Annotated in this window: 12 protein-coding genes and 1 pseudogene; 9 read left to right on the top strand and 4 right to left on the bottom strand. The window is 70.4% G+C overall.

Annotation, left to right across the window (positions count from 1 at the left end):
• Positions 1-6 precede the first annotated feature (6 nt).
• From U4Z31_RS05200 to U4Z31_RS05190, 3 genes and pseudogenes are all read right to left on the bottom strand, one after another.
• On the bottom strand, positions 7-354 hold the full coding sequence (locus U4Z31_RS05200) for a hypothetical protein (protein ID WP_321809645.1): 348 nt from the start codon (positions 352-354) through the stop codon (positions 7-9).
• 14 nt (positions 355-368) lie between these two features.
• Positions 369-614, bottom strand: a pseudogene (locus U4Z31_RS05195) (ESPR-type extended signal peptide-containing protein); the annotation flags it as partial.
• A 556-nt stretch (positions 615-1170) separates the two neighbouring features.
• Positions 1171-2355 carry a sugar transporter gene (locus tag U4Z31_RS05190; protein ID WP_321809643.1) on the bottom strand — a complete coding sequence of 395 codons (1185 nt, stop codon included), beginning with the start codon at positions 2353-2355 and terminating at the stop codon, positions 1171-1173.
• Between the two features lie 201 nt (positions 2356-2556).
• Here U4Z31_RS05190 and U4Z31_RS05185 point away from each other — a divergent pair, with 201 nt between their 5' ends.
• Positions 2557-3231, top strand: a complete 675-nt coding sequence (locus tag U4Z31_RS05185) for an HAD family hydrolase (RefSeq protein WP_044843419.1) — start codon at positions 2557-2559, stop codon at positions 3229-3231.
• A gap of 168 nt (positions 3232-3399) precedes the next feature.
• Here U4Z31_RS05185 and U4Z31_RS05180 read toward each other — a convergent pair whose 3' ends face one another.
• A complete protein-coding gene (locus tag U4Z31_RS05180) occupies positions 3400-3642 on the bottom strand; it encodes a DUF6566 family protein (protein WP_321809642.1) in 243 nt (80 codons plus the stop codon).
• A 178-nt stretch (positions 3643-3820) separates the two neighbouring features.
• Here U4Z31_RS05180 and U4Z31_RS05175 point away from each other — a divergent pair, with 178 nt between their 5' ends.
• The 8 genes from U4Z31_RS05175 to glgB all read left to right on the top strand — a co-directional run bounded on the left by U4Z31_RS05175 (position 3821) and on the right by glgB (position 17575).
• Positions 3821-4516 (top strand): MgtC/SapB family protein, encoded by a 696-nt coding sequence (locus U4Z31_RS05175; protein ID WP_124528698.1) that lies wholly within the window; start codon positions 3821-3823, stop codon positions 4514-4516.
• Positions 4513-4851, top strand: a complete 339-nt coding sequence (locus U4Z31_RS05170; protein ID WP_321809641.1) for a hypothetical protein — start codon at positions 4513-4515, stop codon at positions 4849-4851. The genes U4Z31_RS05175 and U4Z31_RS05170 overlap by 4 nt, the downstream gene beginning before the upstream one ends.
• Positions 4848-7070, top strand: a complete 2223-nt coding sequence (locus U4Z31_RS05165) for a VTT domain-containing protein (protein ID WP_321809640.1) — start codon at positions 4848-4850, stop codon at positions 7068-7070. The genes U4Z31_RS05170 and U4Z31_RS05165 overlap by 4 nt, the downstream gene beginning before the upstream one ends.
• Positions 7061-7876, top strand: a complete 816-nt coding sequence (locus U4Z31_RS05160) for an endonuclease/exonuclease/phosphatase family protein (protein WP_321797399.1) — start codon at positions 7061-7063, stop codon at positions 7874-7876. The genes U4Z31_RS05165 and U4Z31_RS05160 overlap by 10 nt, the downstream gene beginning before the upstream one ends.
• 12 nt (positions 7877-7888) lie before the next feature.
• Positions 7889-8377, top strand: coding sequence for a phage protein NinX family protein (locus U4Z31_RS05155; RefSeq protein ID WP_321809639.1), 489 nt, complete (start codon positions 7889-7891; stop codon positions 8375-8377).
• Between the two features lie 197 nt (positions 8378-8574).
• Positions 8575-11967: a maltotransferase domain-containing protein gene (locus U4Z31_RS05150; RefSeq protein ID WP_321809638.1), complete on the top strand. Its 3393-nt coding sequence runs from the start codon at positions 8575-8577 to the stop codon at positions 11965-11967.
• Positions 11967-15377: a maltose alpha-D-glucosyltransferase gene (gene treS / locus U4Z31_RS05145; protein WP_124521782.1), complete on the top strand. Its 3411-nt coding sequence runs from the start codon at positions 11967-11969 to the stop codon at positions 15375-15377. Before U4Z31_RS05150 ends, treS begins: the two co-directional genes overlap by 1 nt.
• Positions 15374-17575, top strand: a complete 2202-nt coding sequence (gene glgB, locus U4Z31_RS05140; RefSeq protein ID WP_321809637.1) for a 1,4-alpha-glucan branching protein GlgB — start codon at positions 15374-15376, stop codon at positions 17573-17575. Before treS ends, glgB begins: the two co-directional genes overlap by 4 nt.
• Positions 17576-17604 lie beyond the last annotated feature (29 nt).

Raw genomic sequence — 17604 nt, 5'->3', positions numbered from 1 at the left:
AATTTATTAATCTTTAAGAAGATCGCTGTCTTCCCAAACGTCTTCATATTCTTCAGTAATTAAAAAGCGCCAACCGGGCGGCAACCCCAAGTAAGGAATTACCAATGGCGCCCAATCTGAAAGGTGCAATGCATGAAGCGGCACAAAAAAATCCGGTGATTCTGAAAACTCTTCACCCGCCCAAATGTACCAGCCGCACGTCGTGCTATCCGGCTCAAGGCGAAGCCCGTTCAAAGGACGGATTCCCTCTTTTACATTTCGCGATATGCCGACCTTTAGATTCATGTCGCAGCCGAAAAATGGAGCATTGAAGCGCTCGCACACTTCCCTTTGCGTTTCAGTTAGATTGCTCATTTCTTTCCGAATCCTACCGAAGGCGCGTGCGCACCGCCGCCGACAATCTGCGCATTCGCCCACATGGGTGTCGCGCCTGCCGCGACCAGTACGGCAAATGCCGCGTGACGCAACGCAAATCGTGCAAATCCACGCGACACACGCGCTACGGCAGGGCCTTCGCCCCCGCCGACCTTGCCCGACGCGGTGGCGGTTTCTTCGACAGCGATCAGCATGCCGCGCACGCGGCTGAACACCAACCGATAGTTATTTTGGTTCATTATTGTGGTCTACTCGAAAATCGCACACCCGCGTACAACCGATTATTTGATGACCACATCATCTCGCAGAACACAACCGCGCGTCTCGCACTGGCGAGTCAACAATTGTCAAACGCTTCGAAACGAGACTCAAATTTCGAATTTCAGACGTGACTGATTGACTTGCGCTCGAGCCTCGCTGCTCGAGTTTCCACGATATATCCGACAGCTAACCTCCCCCGACCCATTACCTCAGCGTGGAAAGGATCTCAACGAAATCGCTCTCTTCAGCGAGGCGCGCCACAACCGCGCGATTTTCCGCTCACGCATCGCAGCATCAGGGAACGCATGGAGGCAGATCGGCGTGCACGTGCGGCGCCACGCGAAATCACGCATGCCAAGCACGCGCGCCTGAAGTCGGACAACGATCGAGTTTGAGGCTGAAGGCGTCCAGCGGGCGCGGCGTCGTGACCGGCCGCGTCGCATGCCGGTAAACATCCTGTGCATTGACGCGGCTTGCAGCGATCAGTGCAACGCGCCGGCGGCACGATCGCCGCCCCCGCCGGCCCAGCGGCGGCTACGCCAACGCCCGCCGCTCATGCAGCCGCAACGCGGCCCACGCAATCCCGGCCGAGAAGATCCCGACCACGCCGCCGAACGTGCCGATCCACGGCAGGCCGAAATCCCCGGCGATATGGTTGCCGAGCAACGCACCGGCACCGATCCCGACGTTGTACAGCCCGGAAAAGATCGACACCGCGAGATCGGTCGCCTCGGGCGCCAGCTTCAATACCCACGCCTGCATCGCGAGACCGAAGCAGACGATCGCCCCGCCCCACACCAGCGTGTGAACCGACAGCGTGACGATGTTCAGCGCGCTCGGGAACAGGATCAGCAGACAGGCCGACAGCGCGATGATCGACGCAAGCAAAAAATCGGCCGGCCGTTCCGGAAACACGCGATTGAAGCAGAGCGCGGCCGGCATGCCGGCCACGCCGAACAGGATCAGCACGTAGGTAATCCGGCTGCTGCTCGCATGATTGACGCTCTGCACGAACGGCTCGATGTACGTGTACGACGTGAAGTGCGCGGATACGACCAGCACGGTGATCGCATACAGCGCCACGAGCGCCGGCTTCCTGAGAAACGCGCCGATGCTGGAAAGCGATCCGGCGCCCTGGCTCGGCAGCACCGGCAGCGTCATGCGCAGCATCAGCAGCGCGACGGCCGCCGCGCCGCCGATCACGAGGAACGTCACGCGCCAGCCGAGCGCCTCGCCGATCACGCGCCCGAGCGGAATGCCGGCGACCATCGCGATCGCCGTGCCCATCGCGAGCAGGCTGAGCGCGCGGCTTTTCCGGTCGCTCGGCGCGAGCCGCACGGCCAGCGGAACGGAGATCGACCAGAACACCGCGTGCGCGCACGCGATGCCGAGCCGGCCGATCATCAGCACCGTGAAATTCCACGCGACGCCAGTCACGACATGGCTGCCGATGAACACCAGCAGCGCGCAACTCAGCAGCTTGCGACGCTCGACGTGGCGCGTGACGAACGTGAGCGGCAGCGACACGACGGCGACGGCCCACGCGTAGATCGTCAGCATCAGGCCGACGTCGGTCGGCTGCATCCGCAGGCTGTCGCCGATCGCGCTCAGCAGCGCGACAGGCACGAACTCGGTGGTATTGAAGATGAAGGCAGCAAGGGCCAGGGCCAGAACGCCCCACCACGACTGTTCGGAACTGACGGCGTCCGGGGTTGCCATACGGGAATTCGACGAAGGTTGGGGGCGCGTGCGGCGCGGGCAGCCGGCCCGGCGCATCGGCGCGATTGTACCAGCGGCACATGACATGCCGCGGCGGGCCGCGCCGCCGGGACATGGCGATGACACGGCCGCGCGCCGATAATGCGTCGAAGGATATTTCGCGAACGATTTGCCCGAACGTCATCGGGCCGGGAGATTCACATGCGCATTGAAACGTCGTTTCTGTTCGATCTCGACGGCACGCTCGTCGACAGCGTCTATCAGCACGTGCTCGCGTGGAAGGAAGCGCTCGATGCCGAAGGCATCGAGCTGTCGGTATGGCGCATCCACCGCAAGATCGGGATGAGCGGCGGCCTGTTCCTGAACCAGCTGCTGCGCGAAACGGCCGGCGACATCGACGCCGAGCGCGTCGAGCGTCTCGCGCGGCTGCACGCGGCCGCGTACCAGCGGCTGCGCGCGCAGGTCCGGCCGCTGCCGGGCGCGCGCGAGCTGCTGGCCGCGCTGTCGAACGCGGGCATCCGCTGGGCGATCGCGACCAGCGGGCGGATGGAAACGGCCGCCATCAACCTCGAGGCGCTCGGCGTCGATCCGGCGAAGAACGTGGTCGTCACGCGCGACCAGGTCAAGTACGCGAAGCCGGATCCCGACCTGTTCCTGACGGCCGCCGCGAAGCTGAACGTGCCGATCGAGCACACGGTGGTGGTCGGCGACAGCATCTGGGACATGCTCGCCGCTAGCCGCTGCCGCGCGCTGGGCGTCGGGCTGCTGTCGGGCGGCTACGGCAGCGACGAGCTGGAACGCGCGGGGGCGCTGCGCGTGTACGACGATCCGGCGGATCTGCTGTGGCATCTCGACGAGATCGCGGCACGGCCATAGACCGTTCGCGTTAGCGGATCCGGTCGCGCGCGGCATTTAGGACGCGTCGCCCGGCGCGCGCGGCGTCGGCATGCAGTCACGAAAGCGCCGAGCCGCGCACACGCGCCCTGTTGATCGAATCGGGTCGGGTCGGGTCGGTCGAATCGATTCGATTCGATTCGCCCCGAATCAATCGTCATCGACCCGCTTGTCGATCAGATAACGCCCGCGCTCGACGCCCGCGCGCAGCGCCTCCTCCTGCGTCGACCATTCGGAGCCGGCCGGCTCCGGCACGACCAGCTCGATGCGGGCACCGTCGACATACACCTGCACCTCGTCGTCCCACGCGCCGCGTGCGTTGCGCCGCGCCCATACGCGTATCTCGTGGCCGCGATACGGGTCGCGAACCTGTGCGTCCTGTTGATGCTGCATCCTGGCCTCCTGTACTTATCTGCGATGGCGATGCAAAAAATGCGCGCCGCATGGCCGCCGCGCGCGCCGTCGGCCCCGCGCGCACGCGCCGTGCCCGCTATCGGCCGCCCCGGCACGTGTCTTGCGTTCGTGCCCGGTATCGAACCGCTCCGGTCCGCCAGACAACAAGGAGGCCGCGATGATCGGCCATATCGAACTCGTCGGACGCCTGCTGCTCGCCGCGCTGCTCGGCAGCGTGATCGGGCTCGAACGCGAACGGCTGAACTGGGCCGCCGGCTTGCGCACGCACATGCTGGTGTGCGTCGGCTCGGCCCTCGTGATGCTCGTCTCCACCTTCGGCTTCGAGGACGTGCGCGGGCAATACGGCGTCGTGCTCGATCCGTCGCGGGTCGCGGCCCAGGTGGTCTCGGGCATCGGCTTTCTCGGCGCCGGCTCGATCCTGCTGCGCGGCGAAGTCGTGCGCGGGCTGACGACGGCCGCGAGCCTGTGGGCGGTGGCCGGCGTCGGCCTCGCCGCCGGCGGCGGCATGTACGTCGCGTCGATCGGCGCGACGGCGATCGTGCTCGCGATCCTGGCGGGCGTGAAGCCGCTCGAGCGCCGCTTCATCGCGCAGCGGCAGCAGCGCACGCTGCGGCTCGTCGTCGAGCGCGGCGGCCTGACGCTCGGCGTCCTGCACGACACGCTCGGCGCGGGCCGCGTGCGCGTGAAGCGGTTCATCGTCCAGCAGTCCGACGACGATCCCGAGACCGACGACATCTCGATATCGTTCTCGCGCACGAGCGGCGCGGAATTTGCGGCGATCTGCGAATCCCTGCAAGGCATCGCCGGCGTGCGGACCTGCAGTCCCGACACCTCGTCAAGGAGTTTCGCGTGACCCAGACCGACCTGCTTTCCTATCTCGTGTCGAGCCAGCTGGCCGCGCGCATGCGCGGCGGCACCTGGCTCACCACCAGCCAGGTGGTCGGCGCGCTGCGCGCGTGGCTCGCGTGTCATCACGCCGAATGCGGCTGGCTCGACCGGATCCGGATCGCGAACGCGTCCGCGACGATCGCGCAACGCATCTACGACATCGCGGCCGCGTACGGCGAACCCGAGCACGGCGAACGCGTCCGGCTCGACGCCGGTTCGCCGGAACTGCAGGCGCTGCGCGCACGTTGCGACGCGCTGCTGCAACGCATCGACGGCGGCCTGGACGTCGACACCCGATGATCGCGCCGGACCGCAAGCCGCGCGCCGCCGTCGCGACGGCGGGCCCCGACGAGGCGGCGGCCGCCCCCTCGCGCACGGACGAACCGGTGCGACACGGCCTGCTCGAATGCGGACGCAACTGCGACACGATCCGCAGCGCGGACCGCTTCGCGATGCTGGTGGACGGCGCCGCGTATTTCGCGACGCTGCGCGCCGCGCTGCGGCGGGCGCGCCATACGGTGTTCATCGTCGGCTGGGACGTCGACAGCCGGATGCGCCTCGCGCCGGCCGACGCCGCCGGCGACGGGCTGCCCGACACGCTCGGCGCGTTCCTGCACGCGCTCGCGGCCGCGCGCCACAACCTGCGCATCTACGTGCTCGCGTGGGACTTCGCGATGATCTACGCGCTGGAGCGCGACTGGCCGCCCGTCTATCGCGCCGCATGGCGCGCGCATCGCGGCATCCGGTTCCGCCTCGACGACACCCATCCGCGCGGCGCGTCGCATCACCAGAAACTCGTCGTGATCGACGACCGGCTCGCGTTCGTCGGCGGGCTCGACCTGACGCGCGAGCGCTGGGATACGCCCGCGCACGCGGCCGACGATCCGCGCCGCCGTGACGCCCGCGGCATGCCGTACGGCCCGTTTCACGACGTGCAGGCGATGTTCGACGGCGACGCGGCCGCCGCGATCGGCGAGCAGGCGCGCACGCGCTGGCGCAATGCATGCGGGCGTCCGATCGCGATCCGCGCGCAGCGCCATCTCGAGCGCGACGAAGACGTCGATCCGTGGCCGCCCGGCGCGCGCGTCGACGTAAGCCACGTGCGGCTCGGCATCGCGTACACGGCGCCGCGCCACCGCGACCGCGAGCCGGTGCGACAGGTGCGCGCGCTCGTCGAGGACACGATTCGCGCCGCGCGGCGCCACCTGTACATCGAGAACCAGTATTTCACCGCGGCCGTGGTGCGCGAAACGTTGTCCGCGCGACTGGCCGACCCGCACGGGCCGGACGTGACGGTCGTGGCACCCCGCGTGCAGAGCGGCTGGCTGCAGGAAGCGACGATGGGCGTGCTGCGCGCGCGGCTGCACGACACGCTCAAGTCCGCCGACCGCTTCGGCCGCTACCGGCTGCTGTACCCGCACGTCGACGGCCTCGGCGACGCGTGCGTGAACGTGCACAGCAAGATCCAGATCGTCGACGACGAATGCATCGTGATCGGCAGCGCGAACCTGAACAACCGGTCGATGGTGCTCGACACCGAATGCTGCATCGCGCTCGTCGCGGCGGGCGAGCCGCGCATCCGCGCCGCGATCGCCGGCCTGCGCGAGCGCCTGCTGGCCGAACATCTCGGCACGCCGCCGGCCACGGTCGCCGCTGCGTTCGCGCAAGGCGAGCGGCCGAACGCCGCGCTCGACCGGCTGCGCGCGAAACCGGGCCGCACGCTGCGCGTGCTCGACCCGGTCGTGACGCCGCAGCTCGACGCGTTGGTGCCGGTCAGCGCGCGGCTCGACCCCGAGCAGCCGATCGAGCCGGACCGGTTCGTCCGCGAATTCCTGCCGCGCGAGCAGCATCGCCCGCTGACCGCGCGCTTCCTCGCGCTCGGCGCGGCCGTGCTGCTGGTCGCCGCGCTCGCGTTCGCGTGGCGCTTCTCGCCGCTCGGCAAGGCGCTGAACGTCGCGGCGCTTGCGCAGGCGGCGGCCCGCGCCGCGGCACTGCCGGGCGCGCCCGCCCTGCTGCTGGCCGGCTACGTGGTCGCGGCGACGCTGTCGGTGCCGATCACGCTGCTGATCGCCGCGACGGGGCTCGTGTTCGGTGCGTGGCCGGGCTTCGCTTACGCGGCCGTCGGCTCGCTGACGGCAGCCGCCGCGACCTACGGGATCGGCCGCTGGCTCGGGCGCGACGCGGTGCGCCGATTCGCCGGCGCGCGGGCGAACCGGCTCAGCGAACACATCGGCCGGCGCGGCGTGGTCGCGATGGCCGTGCTGCGGCTGTTGCCGATCGCGCCGTTTACGATCGTGAACCTGGTCGCCGGCGCCTCGCACATCGGCCTGCGCGACTTCCTGGTCGGCACCGCGATCGGGATGCTGCCGGGCATCTTGCTGACGGTCACGTTCGCGCACCAGCTGACCGCCGCGTTCCGCCATCCGGGCCCTGGCGCATTCGCGTGGCTCGCGGCGATCGGTGTCGCGCTGGTCGGCGTGTCGGTGCTGCTCGTCAGGGTGCTGCGACGATGGCGCTGAGCCGGCAGCCGGCCCCGCCGCCGGACATCGTCACGTCGGACGGCGCGCCCGCCGCCGCGCCGGGCGGACGCGACCTGCGCATCGCGACGTACAACATCCGCGGCGGCTACGGTGCGTGGCCCGCGCGCGCGGCCGATCGAATCGCGGCGGTGATCCACGAGCTCGACGCGGACGTGATCGCGCTGCAGGAAGTGCCGCTCGGCGGCACGCGCGCGCCCGACGTGCTCGCGCACCTGCGCGACGCGACCGGCATGCACGCGGTGGCCGGCCCGACCATCGACACGCCGGAGCGCCGCTACGGCAACGCGGTACTGTCGCGCTGCCCGATCCGCGCCGCGCGCACGCTCGACCTGTCGTTCCACCCGCGCGAGCCGCGCGGCGCGCTCGATGCGGACATCGACTGCGGCGCCGGCACGCTGCGCGTGGTCGCGACCCATCTCGGGCTGTCGGCGAACGAACGCAGCGCGCAGGTGCAGCGGCTGCTCGCCGCTTTCGACACCGGTGCGATGCCGGTGATCCTGATGGGCGACATCAACGAATGGTTCGTGCGCGGCCGCGCGCTGCAGGCGCTGGTCACGCGGTTCCGCCGCGCGCCGGCGCCGCGCACGTTCCCGACGCTGTACCCGATGTTCTCGCTCGACCGGATCTGGATCCATCCGGGCGAGTTGCTGGTCGACGTGACCGTGCATCGCAGCATGCTGGCCCGGCGCGCGTCGGATCATTACCCGCTCGTCGCGCGCATGCGTGCGCGCTCCGCGCCCGGCACGCCGCCCGCGCGCGACGCGCACCGCGCCGACGAAACCTGACGGAGCAAGCCCATGCGAACCGACGAACTCGACGGAACGGCCCTCGACTACTGGTGCGCGCGCGCACTATGCGCGGACGACGAAAACACGCTGTACTTCACGGCCGTCGAGCCGCAGGTGATCGTGACCGCCGCGTGCGATGCGTTGCGGCGCCTCGACGCGCATTTCGCGCCGTCGGCGTCGTGGGCCGACGCGGGGGCGGTGCTCGATCGGGTCGGCGATCTGCGGATCGCGCGGCGCGGCGACGGCGTCGAATGCGATGCGTGCTTCATCGACGGCCCGTCGACCTGCGCGGCACGCGCGCCCGACGCGCGCACTGCGTTGCTGCGCGCGTTCGTGCGCGCGCGCTTCGGCGACGACGTCGATGCCCCTCCGCCGTTTCCGCACCGGATCGAGCGCGGCGCGCCGGTGCGCTACGACCCCGGTGCGCCGCTTCCCGAAGCGGACGACGATCCGGCCACCGGCGACAGTTCGGACATTCGCTCGATTCCGCGCATGTAACGACGCCGGAGGCCCAGGCATGGGCCATGCGCGCGATGCAGTGACCCTCCCGCGTTCATGTAAAAAGGACAGGGTGCCGCCCCCGGCATCGCGCCCGCACGTTGCCGCGCCGGGGGCCGCGCCGGGGGCCGCGTCGCGGGCACGCGGGTTGCGGCGCACGGCCGTTACCGTTCGCCGCCGCCCGGACCCGCCATCCCATGAACGCCACCCCGCCCTTCGCTCCCCACCTCTACTTCTGCGACGCGCGCCTCGTCGGCCCGCTCGACGCGTGGCCCGACACGTTCGCGCACATCGCCGGCATGGGCTTCGATCACGTGCTGATCGGCGGCTTCTGGGCCGCCAGCGTCGCGGGTTTTCCGCGCCACGTCGCCGACTTCCACCGGCCGGCCGCGACGTTCGCGACGCGCGCCGGCGCGCTCGAAACCTTCTCGCGGCTCGCCCAGCTCGCGCACGGCCACGGGCTGCGCGTGCTGCTCGAAGTCGTGCCCGACCGCATCGCGCGCGACAATCCGCTGCGCGCCGAGCATCCGGACTGGTACGCCGAGCGTGCGCACGACGACGCGCTGATCGATCCGCGCTGCGGCGCGCATGAACTCGACGTCGCCCATGCGCGGGTCGGCGACGACGCGACGCACGACGCGCTCGCCGCGTGGTGGTGCGCGCATCTCGCCGCGTTCGCGGACGCCGGCGCGGCCGGCTTCCTGATCGACGCGCCGCATCACCTGCCGGCCGCGTGGTGGCCCGGCTGGCGCGCGACGCTGCGGCGCGCGCGCCCGGACGTCGCGGTGCTGGCCGGCGTGCCCGGCCATGCACGCGACGCGCTCGCGCAACTCGAGGGGGCCGGCTTCGACGCGGTGTTCTCGTCGGTACGCTGGTGGGATCTGCGCTCGCCGTGGTTTGCGGACGAGCACCGGCTGCTGCGCCGCATCGGCTCGCCGATCGCGTTTCCCGACGCCTTCGACGGCCCGCGTCTTGCCGACGACTGGCACGACGCGCCGGACGAGACGCTCGCCCGCGCGTACCACCGCGCGCTGTGGACCGCGGCTGCGCTCGGCACCGGCTGGCTCGTGCCGATGGGCTTCGAGCGCGGCGTCGCGCTGCCGCTGATGGTGCGCGATGCGGACGCCGCGCGCTATCGCGCCGCGTTCGACGTCGCGCGCTTCGACCTGTCCGGCGCGATTGCCGACGCGAATGCGTGGCGCCGCGCGACGCCGCTTGCGGCCGGGCGCGGCGAAATCGCGCAACTGAGCGCGCCCGGCGCGGCCGCGACCGCGCTGCTGCGCGGCATGGGCCCGTCGCTCGAGCACGACGACACGGCACTGCTGATCGCGCTGAATCCCGCTCTCGATGCCGACGCGCCGGTCGATCCCGCGACGATCCTGCCCGGTGTGCCGGGCGGCTTCACGCAGGTCGCGACGCCGGCGGGCACGCACACGCATGCACCGGTCGCGCTGGCCGCGTTCACGCTCGAACCCGGCGGCTACGCGCTGCTCGACGCGCGACGCGCGCCGCCCGCGACCACGCGCGCCGGCGCCGCGGACGAGCGCGCCGCGCTGTCCGCCGCGCTCGCGGCCGACCGGATCGCGATCGAACGCGTCGAGCCGGCGGTCGACGGCGGCCGCTTCGCGATCAAGCGCGTGATCGGCGAAACGCTGGTTGTGCACGCATCGATCTTCACCGACGGCCATGCGCATCTCGCGGCCGCGCTGCAGTGGCGCGCGGACGACGAAGACGACTGGCGCGAAGTGCCGTTCGTCGCGGAACCGAACGACCGCTGGCACGCGCGCATCGCGCTCGACCGGCTCGGCCGCCACGCGTTCCGCGTGATCGCGTGGCGCGACGACTGGGCCTCGCTCGTCACCGACATCGCGAAGAAGCGCGCGGCCGGCCAGGACGTGACGCTGGAGGTGCGCGAGGCGCAGCTGCTGCTCGCGACCGCGCTGAAGCGCGCCGCGCCGGACGCTCGGCACGCGGTCCGGCAGATGGAACGGCTGGCGGCCGACTTCGACGACGCGTCGCACGAACACCGTCTCGCACTGATCGGCGAACCCGCGCTCGCCGACGCCTACGCGGCGCTGCGCTACCGGCCGTTCGTCACGCACGACGAGACCGTCTACCCGGTCGAGGTCGAGCGCCGCGCCGCACGCTTTTCCAGCTGGTACGAGCTGTTTCCGCGCTCGGCGAGCAACGACCCGCACCGGCACGGCACGTTCGACGACGTGATCGCGCAACTGCCGCGCATTCGCGACATGGGCTTCGACGTGCTGTATTTCCCGCCGATCCACCCGATCGGCACGAGCGCGCGCAAGGGCCGCAACAACACGCTGAAGGCCGGCCCCGACGACGTCGGCAGCCCGTACGCGATCGGCTCGCCGGACGGCGGCCACACGGCCGTGCATCCGCAGCTCGGCACGCTCGCGTCGTTCCGCGCGCTGGTCGATGCGGCGCGCGCGCAGGGGCTCGAAATCGCGCTGGATTTCGCGATCCAGTGCTCGCCCGACCATCCGTGGCTCGCCGCCCATCCGGGCTGGTTCGCGTGGCGGCCCGACGGCTCGCTGCGCTATGCGGAAAATCCGCCGAAGCGCTACCAGGACATCGTGAATCCCGACTTCTATGCGCCCGACGCGCTGCCCGACCTGTGGCTCGCGCTGCGCGACGTGGTGCTGTTCTGGGTCGAAGCCGGCGTGCGGATCTTCCGCGTCGACAACCCGCACACGAAGCCGCTGCCGTTCTGGGCGTGGATGATCGCGGACGTGCGCGGCAGGTATCCGGACGTCGTGTTCCTGTCGGAGGCGTTCACGCGGCCCGGAATGATGTACCGGCTCGCGAAGATCGGCTTCTCGCAGTCGTATACGTACTTCACGTGGCGCGAGACGAAGCACGAATTCATCGACTACCTGACCGAGCTGAGCGCCGGCCCCGCGCGCGAGTTCTTCCGGCCGAACTTCTTCGTGAACACGCCCGACATCAATCCGCGCCACCTGCAGAACGCGCCGCGCTCGCAGTTCGTGATCCGCGCGGCGCTCGCGGCGACGCTCGCCGGCTCGTGGGGCCTGTACTCGGGCTTCGAGATCGGCGAATCGGCACCGCTGCCCGACAGCGAGGAATACGCGGACGCGGAGAAATACGAGCTGCGCGCGCGCGACTGGGCCAAGGCCGTGCACATCGGCGGCGAGGTCGCGCGGCTGAACCGCGCGCGGCGCGAGCATCCGGCGCTGCAGACCCACCTCGGCCTCACGTTCGCCGACGCGGACAACGACCAGGTGCTCGTGTTCGTGAAGGCGACGCCCGCGCACGACAGCGTCGTCGCGGTTGCGATCAGCCTCGACCCGTGGCATCCGCAGGCCACGAACTTCATGCTCGATGCGTCGCTGTGGCGCGGCCTCGGGCTCGTCGACGGCGAACCGCTCGACGCGCTCGAACAGGACGCCGCGCGCGCCGAAACCTGGCGCGGGCATCGCCAGTACGTGTCGCTCGACCCGCACGTGCGGCCTTATGCGATCTGGCGGCTCGCGCCGTCTCCCGGTGCCGCGCGAGCGGCGGCGCCCGACCCGGGCGGTGCCCGGGGCCCTTCCGGAGCACACGCATGATGAAACGCGAAGACTCCCTCGACGACGTGCGGCGCGCGCAGTTCCCGTCGCTCGCCCCGGCCGGCACGCCGCGCCGGCGCCGTGCACGGCGCCGCGCGCCCGCGCTCTGCGCGGACGATCCGCTGTGGTACAAGGACGCGATCATCTACCAGGTGCACGTGAAGTCGTTCTACGACTCGAACAACGACGGGATCGGCGACTTCCCCGGCCTGATCGCGAAGCTCGACTACATCGCCGAGCTCGGCGTCGATACCATCTGGCTGCTGCCGTTCTACCCGTCGCCGCGCCGCGACGACGGCTACGACATCGCCGACTACCGCGACGTGCATCCCGACTACGGCACGCTCGCCGACGTGCGGCGCTTCATTCGCGAAGCGCACGCACGCGGCATCCGCGTGATCGCCGAGCTGGTGATCAACCACACGTCGGACCAGCACCCGTGGTTCCAGCGCGCGCGGCGCGCGAAACCCGGCTCGATGCATCGCGACTACTACGTGTGGTCCGACACCGACACGAAATACGCGGGCACGCGGATCATCTTCCTCGATACCGAAACGTCGAACTGGACCCACGACCCGATCGCCGGCCAGTACTACTGGCACCGCTTCTACTCGCACCAGCCGGACCTGAACTTCGACAACCCGGCCGTGGTGCGCGAGGTGATCCAGGTGATGCGCTTCTGGCTCGATCTCGGCATCGACGGGCTGCGGCTCGACGCGGTGCCGTACCTGGTCGAGCGCGAAGGCACCAACAACGAGAACCTGCCCGAGACGCATGCGATCCTGAAGCGGATCCGCGCGACGATCGACGCCGAGTACCCGAACCGGATGCTGCTCGCGGAGGCGAACCAGTGGCCGGAAGACGTGCAGGAATACTTCGGCAACGAGGACGAATGCCACATGGCGTTCCACTTTCCGCTGATGCCGCGCATCTACATGTCGATCGCGAGCGAGGACCGCTTCCCGATCGTCGACATCATGCGGCAGACGCCGGCGCTCGCGCCGAGCAACCAGTGGGCCGTGTTCCTGCGCAATCACGACGAGCTGACGCTCGAGATGGTCACCGATTCGGAGCGCGACCTGCTGTGGCAGACCTATGCGAGCGACCGGCGCGCGCGGATCAATCTCGGCATCCGGCGCCGCCTCGCGCCGCTGATGGAGCGCGACCGGCGCCGCATCGAACTGATCAACTCGCTGCTGTTGTCGATGCCCGGCACGCCGGTGATCTACTACGGCGACGAGCTCGGGATGGGCGACAACATCCACCTCGGCGACCGCGACGGCGTGCGCACGCCGATGCAATGGTCGTCGGATCGCAACGGCGGCTTCTCGCGCGCGGACCCGGAACTGCTGGTGCTGCCACCCGTGATGGGCTCGCTGTACGGCTACGACGCGATCAACGTGGAAGCCCAGACGCGCGACCCGCATTCGTTGCTGAACTGGACGCGCCGCATCCTGTCGACGCGCCGCGCGACGCAGTCGTTCGGGCGCGGCACGATCCGCTTCCTGCGCCCGGAGAACCGCAAGGTGCTCGCCTACCTGCGCGAACTCGAAGGCCACGAGACGGTGCTGTGCGTCGCGAACCTGTCGCGCGCGTCGCAGGCCGTCGAACTCGACCTGTCCGAATTCGCGGGCCGCGTGCCGATCGAAATGACGTCGGATTCGCCGTTTCCGCCGGTCGGCCAGCTCCCGTATCTCCTCACCTTCCCGCCGTACGGGTTCCTGTGGTTCGTGCTGTCCGAGCATGGCCGCGAGCCGTCGTGGCGGCAGCCGCACGCGCAGCCGCTGCCCGAGTACGTGACGATCGTGATGCGGCGCGGCGACGCGCGGCCGGACGTCGGCCAGCTGCATGCGCTCGCGCACGATGCGCTCGCGTCGTGGCTCGCACGGCGGCGCTGGTTCGCGTCGAAGGACCGCAAGATCGGCGACGCGTGGCTGAACGTCGTCACGCCGATGCCGGACGAGCCGTTCCAGTACGCGGAAGCATGGGTATCCGCGAGCGACGGCGGGGTCGAACGCTACGTCGTGCCGCTGGCCGCCGCGTGGGGCGGCGAGACGTCGCAGCCGCTGTTCGCGCAGCTCGCGCTCGCGCGCGTGCGGCGCGGCCATACCGTCGGTTACCTCACCGACGCGTTCGCGCTGCCGTCGTTCGCGCGCGGGATGCTGCGCAAGCTGCGCGACGGCGCGACGGTGCCGACTTCCGACGGCGGCCGCCTCGACTTCCTGCCCGAGCAGGCGCTCGCCGCGCTCGATCCCGGCGACGACGCCGAAGTGCGCTGGCTCGCGGCCGAGCAGAGCAACAGCTCACTCGTGATCGGCGATGCGATCGTGCTGAAGCTGGTGCGCAAGGTCGCGCACGGGATCCATCCGGAAGCGGAGATGAGCCGCCACCTGACGCGGATCGGCTATGCGAACACCGCGACGCTCGCCGGCGAAGTCGTGCACGTCGATCCGGACGGCACGCCGCATACGGTCGCGATCCTGCAGCGCTACGTCGACAACCAGGGCGACGCGTGGACGCGTTCGTTCGACTTCCTGAGACGTGCGGTCGACGAACTCGCGCTGCCGGCCGTCGACGAAGGCGACGCGACGGAGTCCGGCGAGGAACCGGACGCGCTGCTCGGCTACGCGGCGTTCGCCGGGATCGTCGGCACGCGGCTCGGTCAGTTGCACGTCGCGCTCGCGCAGCCCTCCGACGACCCGGCGTTCGCGCCGGAGCGCGCGACCCCGGCACACGTCGATCACTGGCGCAGCGATGCGATCGCGTCGTTCGAGCACGCGCTCGACGTGCTGGGCACGCGGCTCGATACGCTGGCCCCCGCCGAGCGGGCCGCGGCCGACACACTGCTCGCGTCGCGCGACGCGGCCGTGCGGGCGCTCGGCGAACTGGTGCCGCGCACCCTCGACGCGCAATGCACGCGGATCCACGGCGATTTCCATCTCGGCCAGGTGCTCGACGTGCAGGGCGATGCGCTGCTGATCGACTTCGAGGGCGAGCCCGCGCGCCCGCTGGAGCGGCGCCGCGCGAAGTCGCATCCGCTGCGCGACGTGGCCGGCTTCCTGCGCTCGCTGTCGTACGTGAGCGCGGCCGCGCAGTTCGTGATCGAGAAGGCGCCGCCGCAGGCGGCCGGCCGCAAGCGCGCGCTGTTCGACCGCTTCGGGCAGGCCGCCGCCGACCGCTTCGTCGAATGCTATCGCGCGGCCGCCGAGCAGGCGCCCGAACGCTTCGTCGACCCGCGTTATGCCGATCGCCTGCTCGCGCTGTTCCTGATCGACAAGGCGTCGTACGAGCTGTGCTACGAAGCCGCGAACCGCCCCGACTGGCTCGGCGTGCCGGTCGGCGGGCTCGCCGCGCTCGTCGAACGCCTGCTCGACACGCACGGCGAACCCGACGACGGAGGCACCCGATGACCGACACGCTGTTCGACCGCCACGATATCGATGCGCTGCTCGCCGGGCGCCATCCGGACCCGTTCGCGTGCCTCGGCCCGCACCGGGATGCCGGGCGGACCGTCGTGCGCGCGCTGCTGCCCGGCGCGCGGCGCGTGCGCGCGGTGACGCCCGACGGCGACGAACTCGGCACGCTCGCGTGCGTCGACGAAGCCGGCTGCTTCGCCGGGACGATCGCGCGCGACGGCCACTACCGGCTCGCGATCGAGTGGCCCGATACGCGGCAGGTGACCGACGACGCGTATGCGTTCGGCACGCTGCTCGACGACGCGGCGCTCGCGCGGTTCGCGGCCGGCGACCCGGCCGCCGTGCTCGAGTGCCTCGGGGCAACGCCCACGCGCGTCGACGGCATCGACGGCGTGCGCTTCGCGGTATGGGCGCCGAACGCGCAGCGCGTATCGGTGGTCGGCGACTTCAACACCTGGGACGGCCGCCGTCATCCGATGCGGCTGCGGCGCCCGTGGGGCGTGTGGGAACTGTTCGTGCCGGACATCGGCGCCGGCGCGCACTACAAGTACGAGCTGTGCGCGAGCGACGGCCGCGTGCTGCCGCACAAGGCCGATCCGTGCGCGCGCGCGACCGAAGCGCCGCCGCGCACTGCATCGGTCGTCGCCGACACGGCGGCACTCGACGCGTTCGCATGGCACGACGACAACTGGATCCACGCGCGGCCGCATCCGGAGCGCCGCTTTCGGGTGCCGTGGTCGATCTACGAGGTGCATCCGGAATCGTGGCAGCGCGTGCCCGAGGAAATGGACCGCAGTTCGACCTGGGACGAACTCGCCGAGCGGCTGATCCCGTACGTGCGCGGCATGGGCTTCACGCACGTCGAGTTCATGCCGATTTCCGAGTACCCGTTCGGCGGCTCGTGGGGCTACCAGCCGCTCGCGCAGTTCGCGCCGTCGGCGCGCTTCGGGCCGGTCGACGGCTTCGCGCGCTTCGTCGACCGCGCGCACGCGGCCGGCATCGGCGTGATCGTCGACTGGGTGCCCGCGCATTTCCCGAACGATCCGCACGGCCTCGCACAGTTCGACGGCAGCGCGCTGTACGAGCACGCCGATCCGCGCGAGGGCATGCATCCCGACTGGAACACCTGCGTGTTCAACCTCGGGCGCACCGAGGTCGGCGCGTTCCTCGTCGCGTCGGCGCTCGCGTGGGCGCGCCGCTACCACGTCGACGGGATCCGCGTCGACGCGGTCGCGTCGATGCTGTACCGCGACTACTCGCGCAGGGAAGGCGAATGGGTGCCGAACATCCACGGCGGGCGCGAGAACCTCGAAGCGGTCGCGTTCCTGCGCACGCTGAACGACACGCTGCACGGTACGCTCGCGCCGCCCGGCATCGTCACCTTCGCGGAGGAATCGACCGCGTGGCCGGGCGTCACCGCGGCGACCGGGGAAGGCGGGCTCGGCTTCGACTTCAAGTGGAACATGGGCTGGATGCACGACACGCTCGCGTATCTGCGCGAGGATCCGATCCATCGCCGCTATCACCACGACCGGATGACGTTCGGGCTCGTGTATGCGTTCTCCGAGCGCTTCGTGCTGCCGCTGTCGCACGACGAGGTCGTGCACGGCAAGGGTTCGCTCGCCGCGAAGATGCCCGGCGACGCGTGGCAGCGGCTCGCGACGCTGCGCGCGTACTTCGGTTTCATGTGGGCGCATCCGGGCAAGAAGCTGCTGTTCATGGGCAGCGAATTCGCGCAATGGGCCGAGTTCGCGCACGACGCGACGCCGCACTGGGACCTGCTCGACGCGCCCGCGCATCGCGGCGTGCAGCGGCTCGTGCGCGACCTGAACCGCGCGTACGCGGCCGAACCGGCGCTGCATGCGCTCGATTGCCATGCGGCCGGCTTCGCGTGGCTGATCGGCGACGATCGCGACAACAGCGTGTTCGCGTTCGCGCGCCGCGACGACACCGGGCGTCTCGTCGTCGCGGTCTGCAACTTCACGCCGGTGCCGCGTGCCGGCTATCGCGTCGGGTTGCCCGCGCCCGGGCAGTGGCGTGAACTGATGAACACCGATGCCGCCGTGTACGGCGGCACGAATGCCGGCAACGACGGCACCGTGTCGACGGAGCCGATCCCCGCGCACGGCGAGTCGTGGTCGGCCACCTTGCGCCTGCCGCCGCTCGCGACGCTGTGGCTGAGCCCGGCCTGACACCCGGCGCCCTCGACACGGAGACGATC

The sequence above is a fragment of the Burkholderia sp. BCC1985 genome (assembly GCF_905339915.1).
GTDB lineage: Bacteria > Pseudomonadota > Gammaproteobacteria > Burkholderiales > Burkholderiaceae > Burkholderia.
This window is presented reverse-complemented; position numbering and strand designations above follow the sequence as displayed.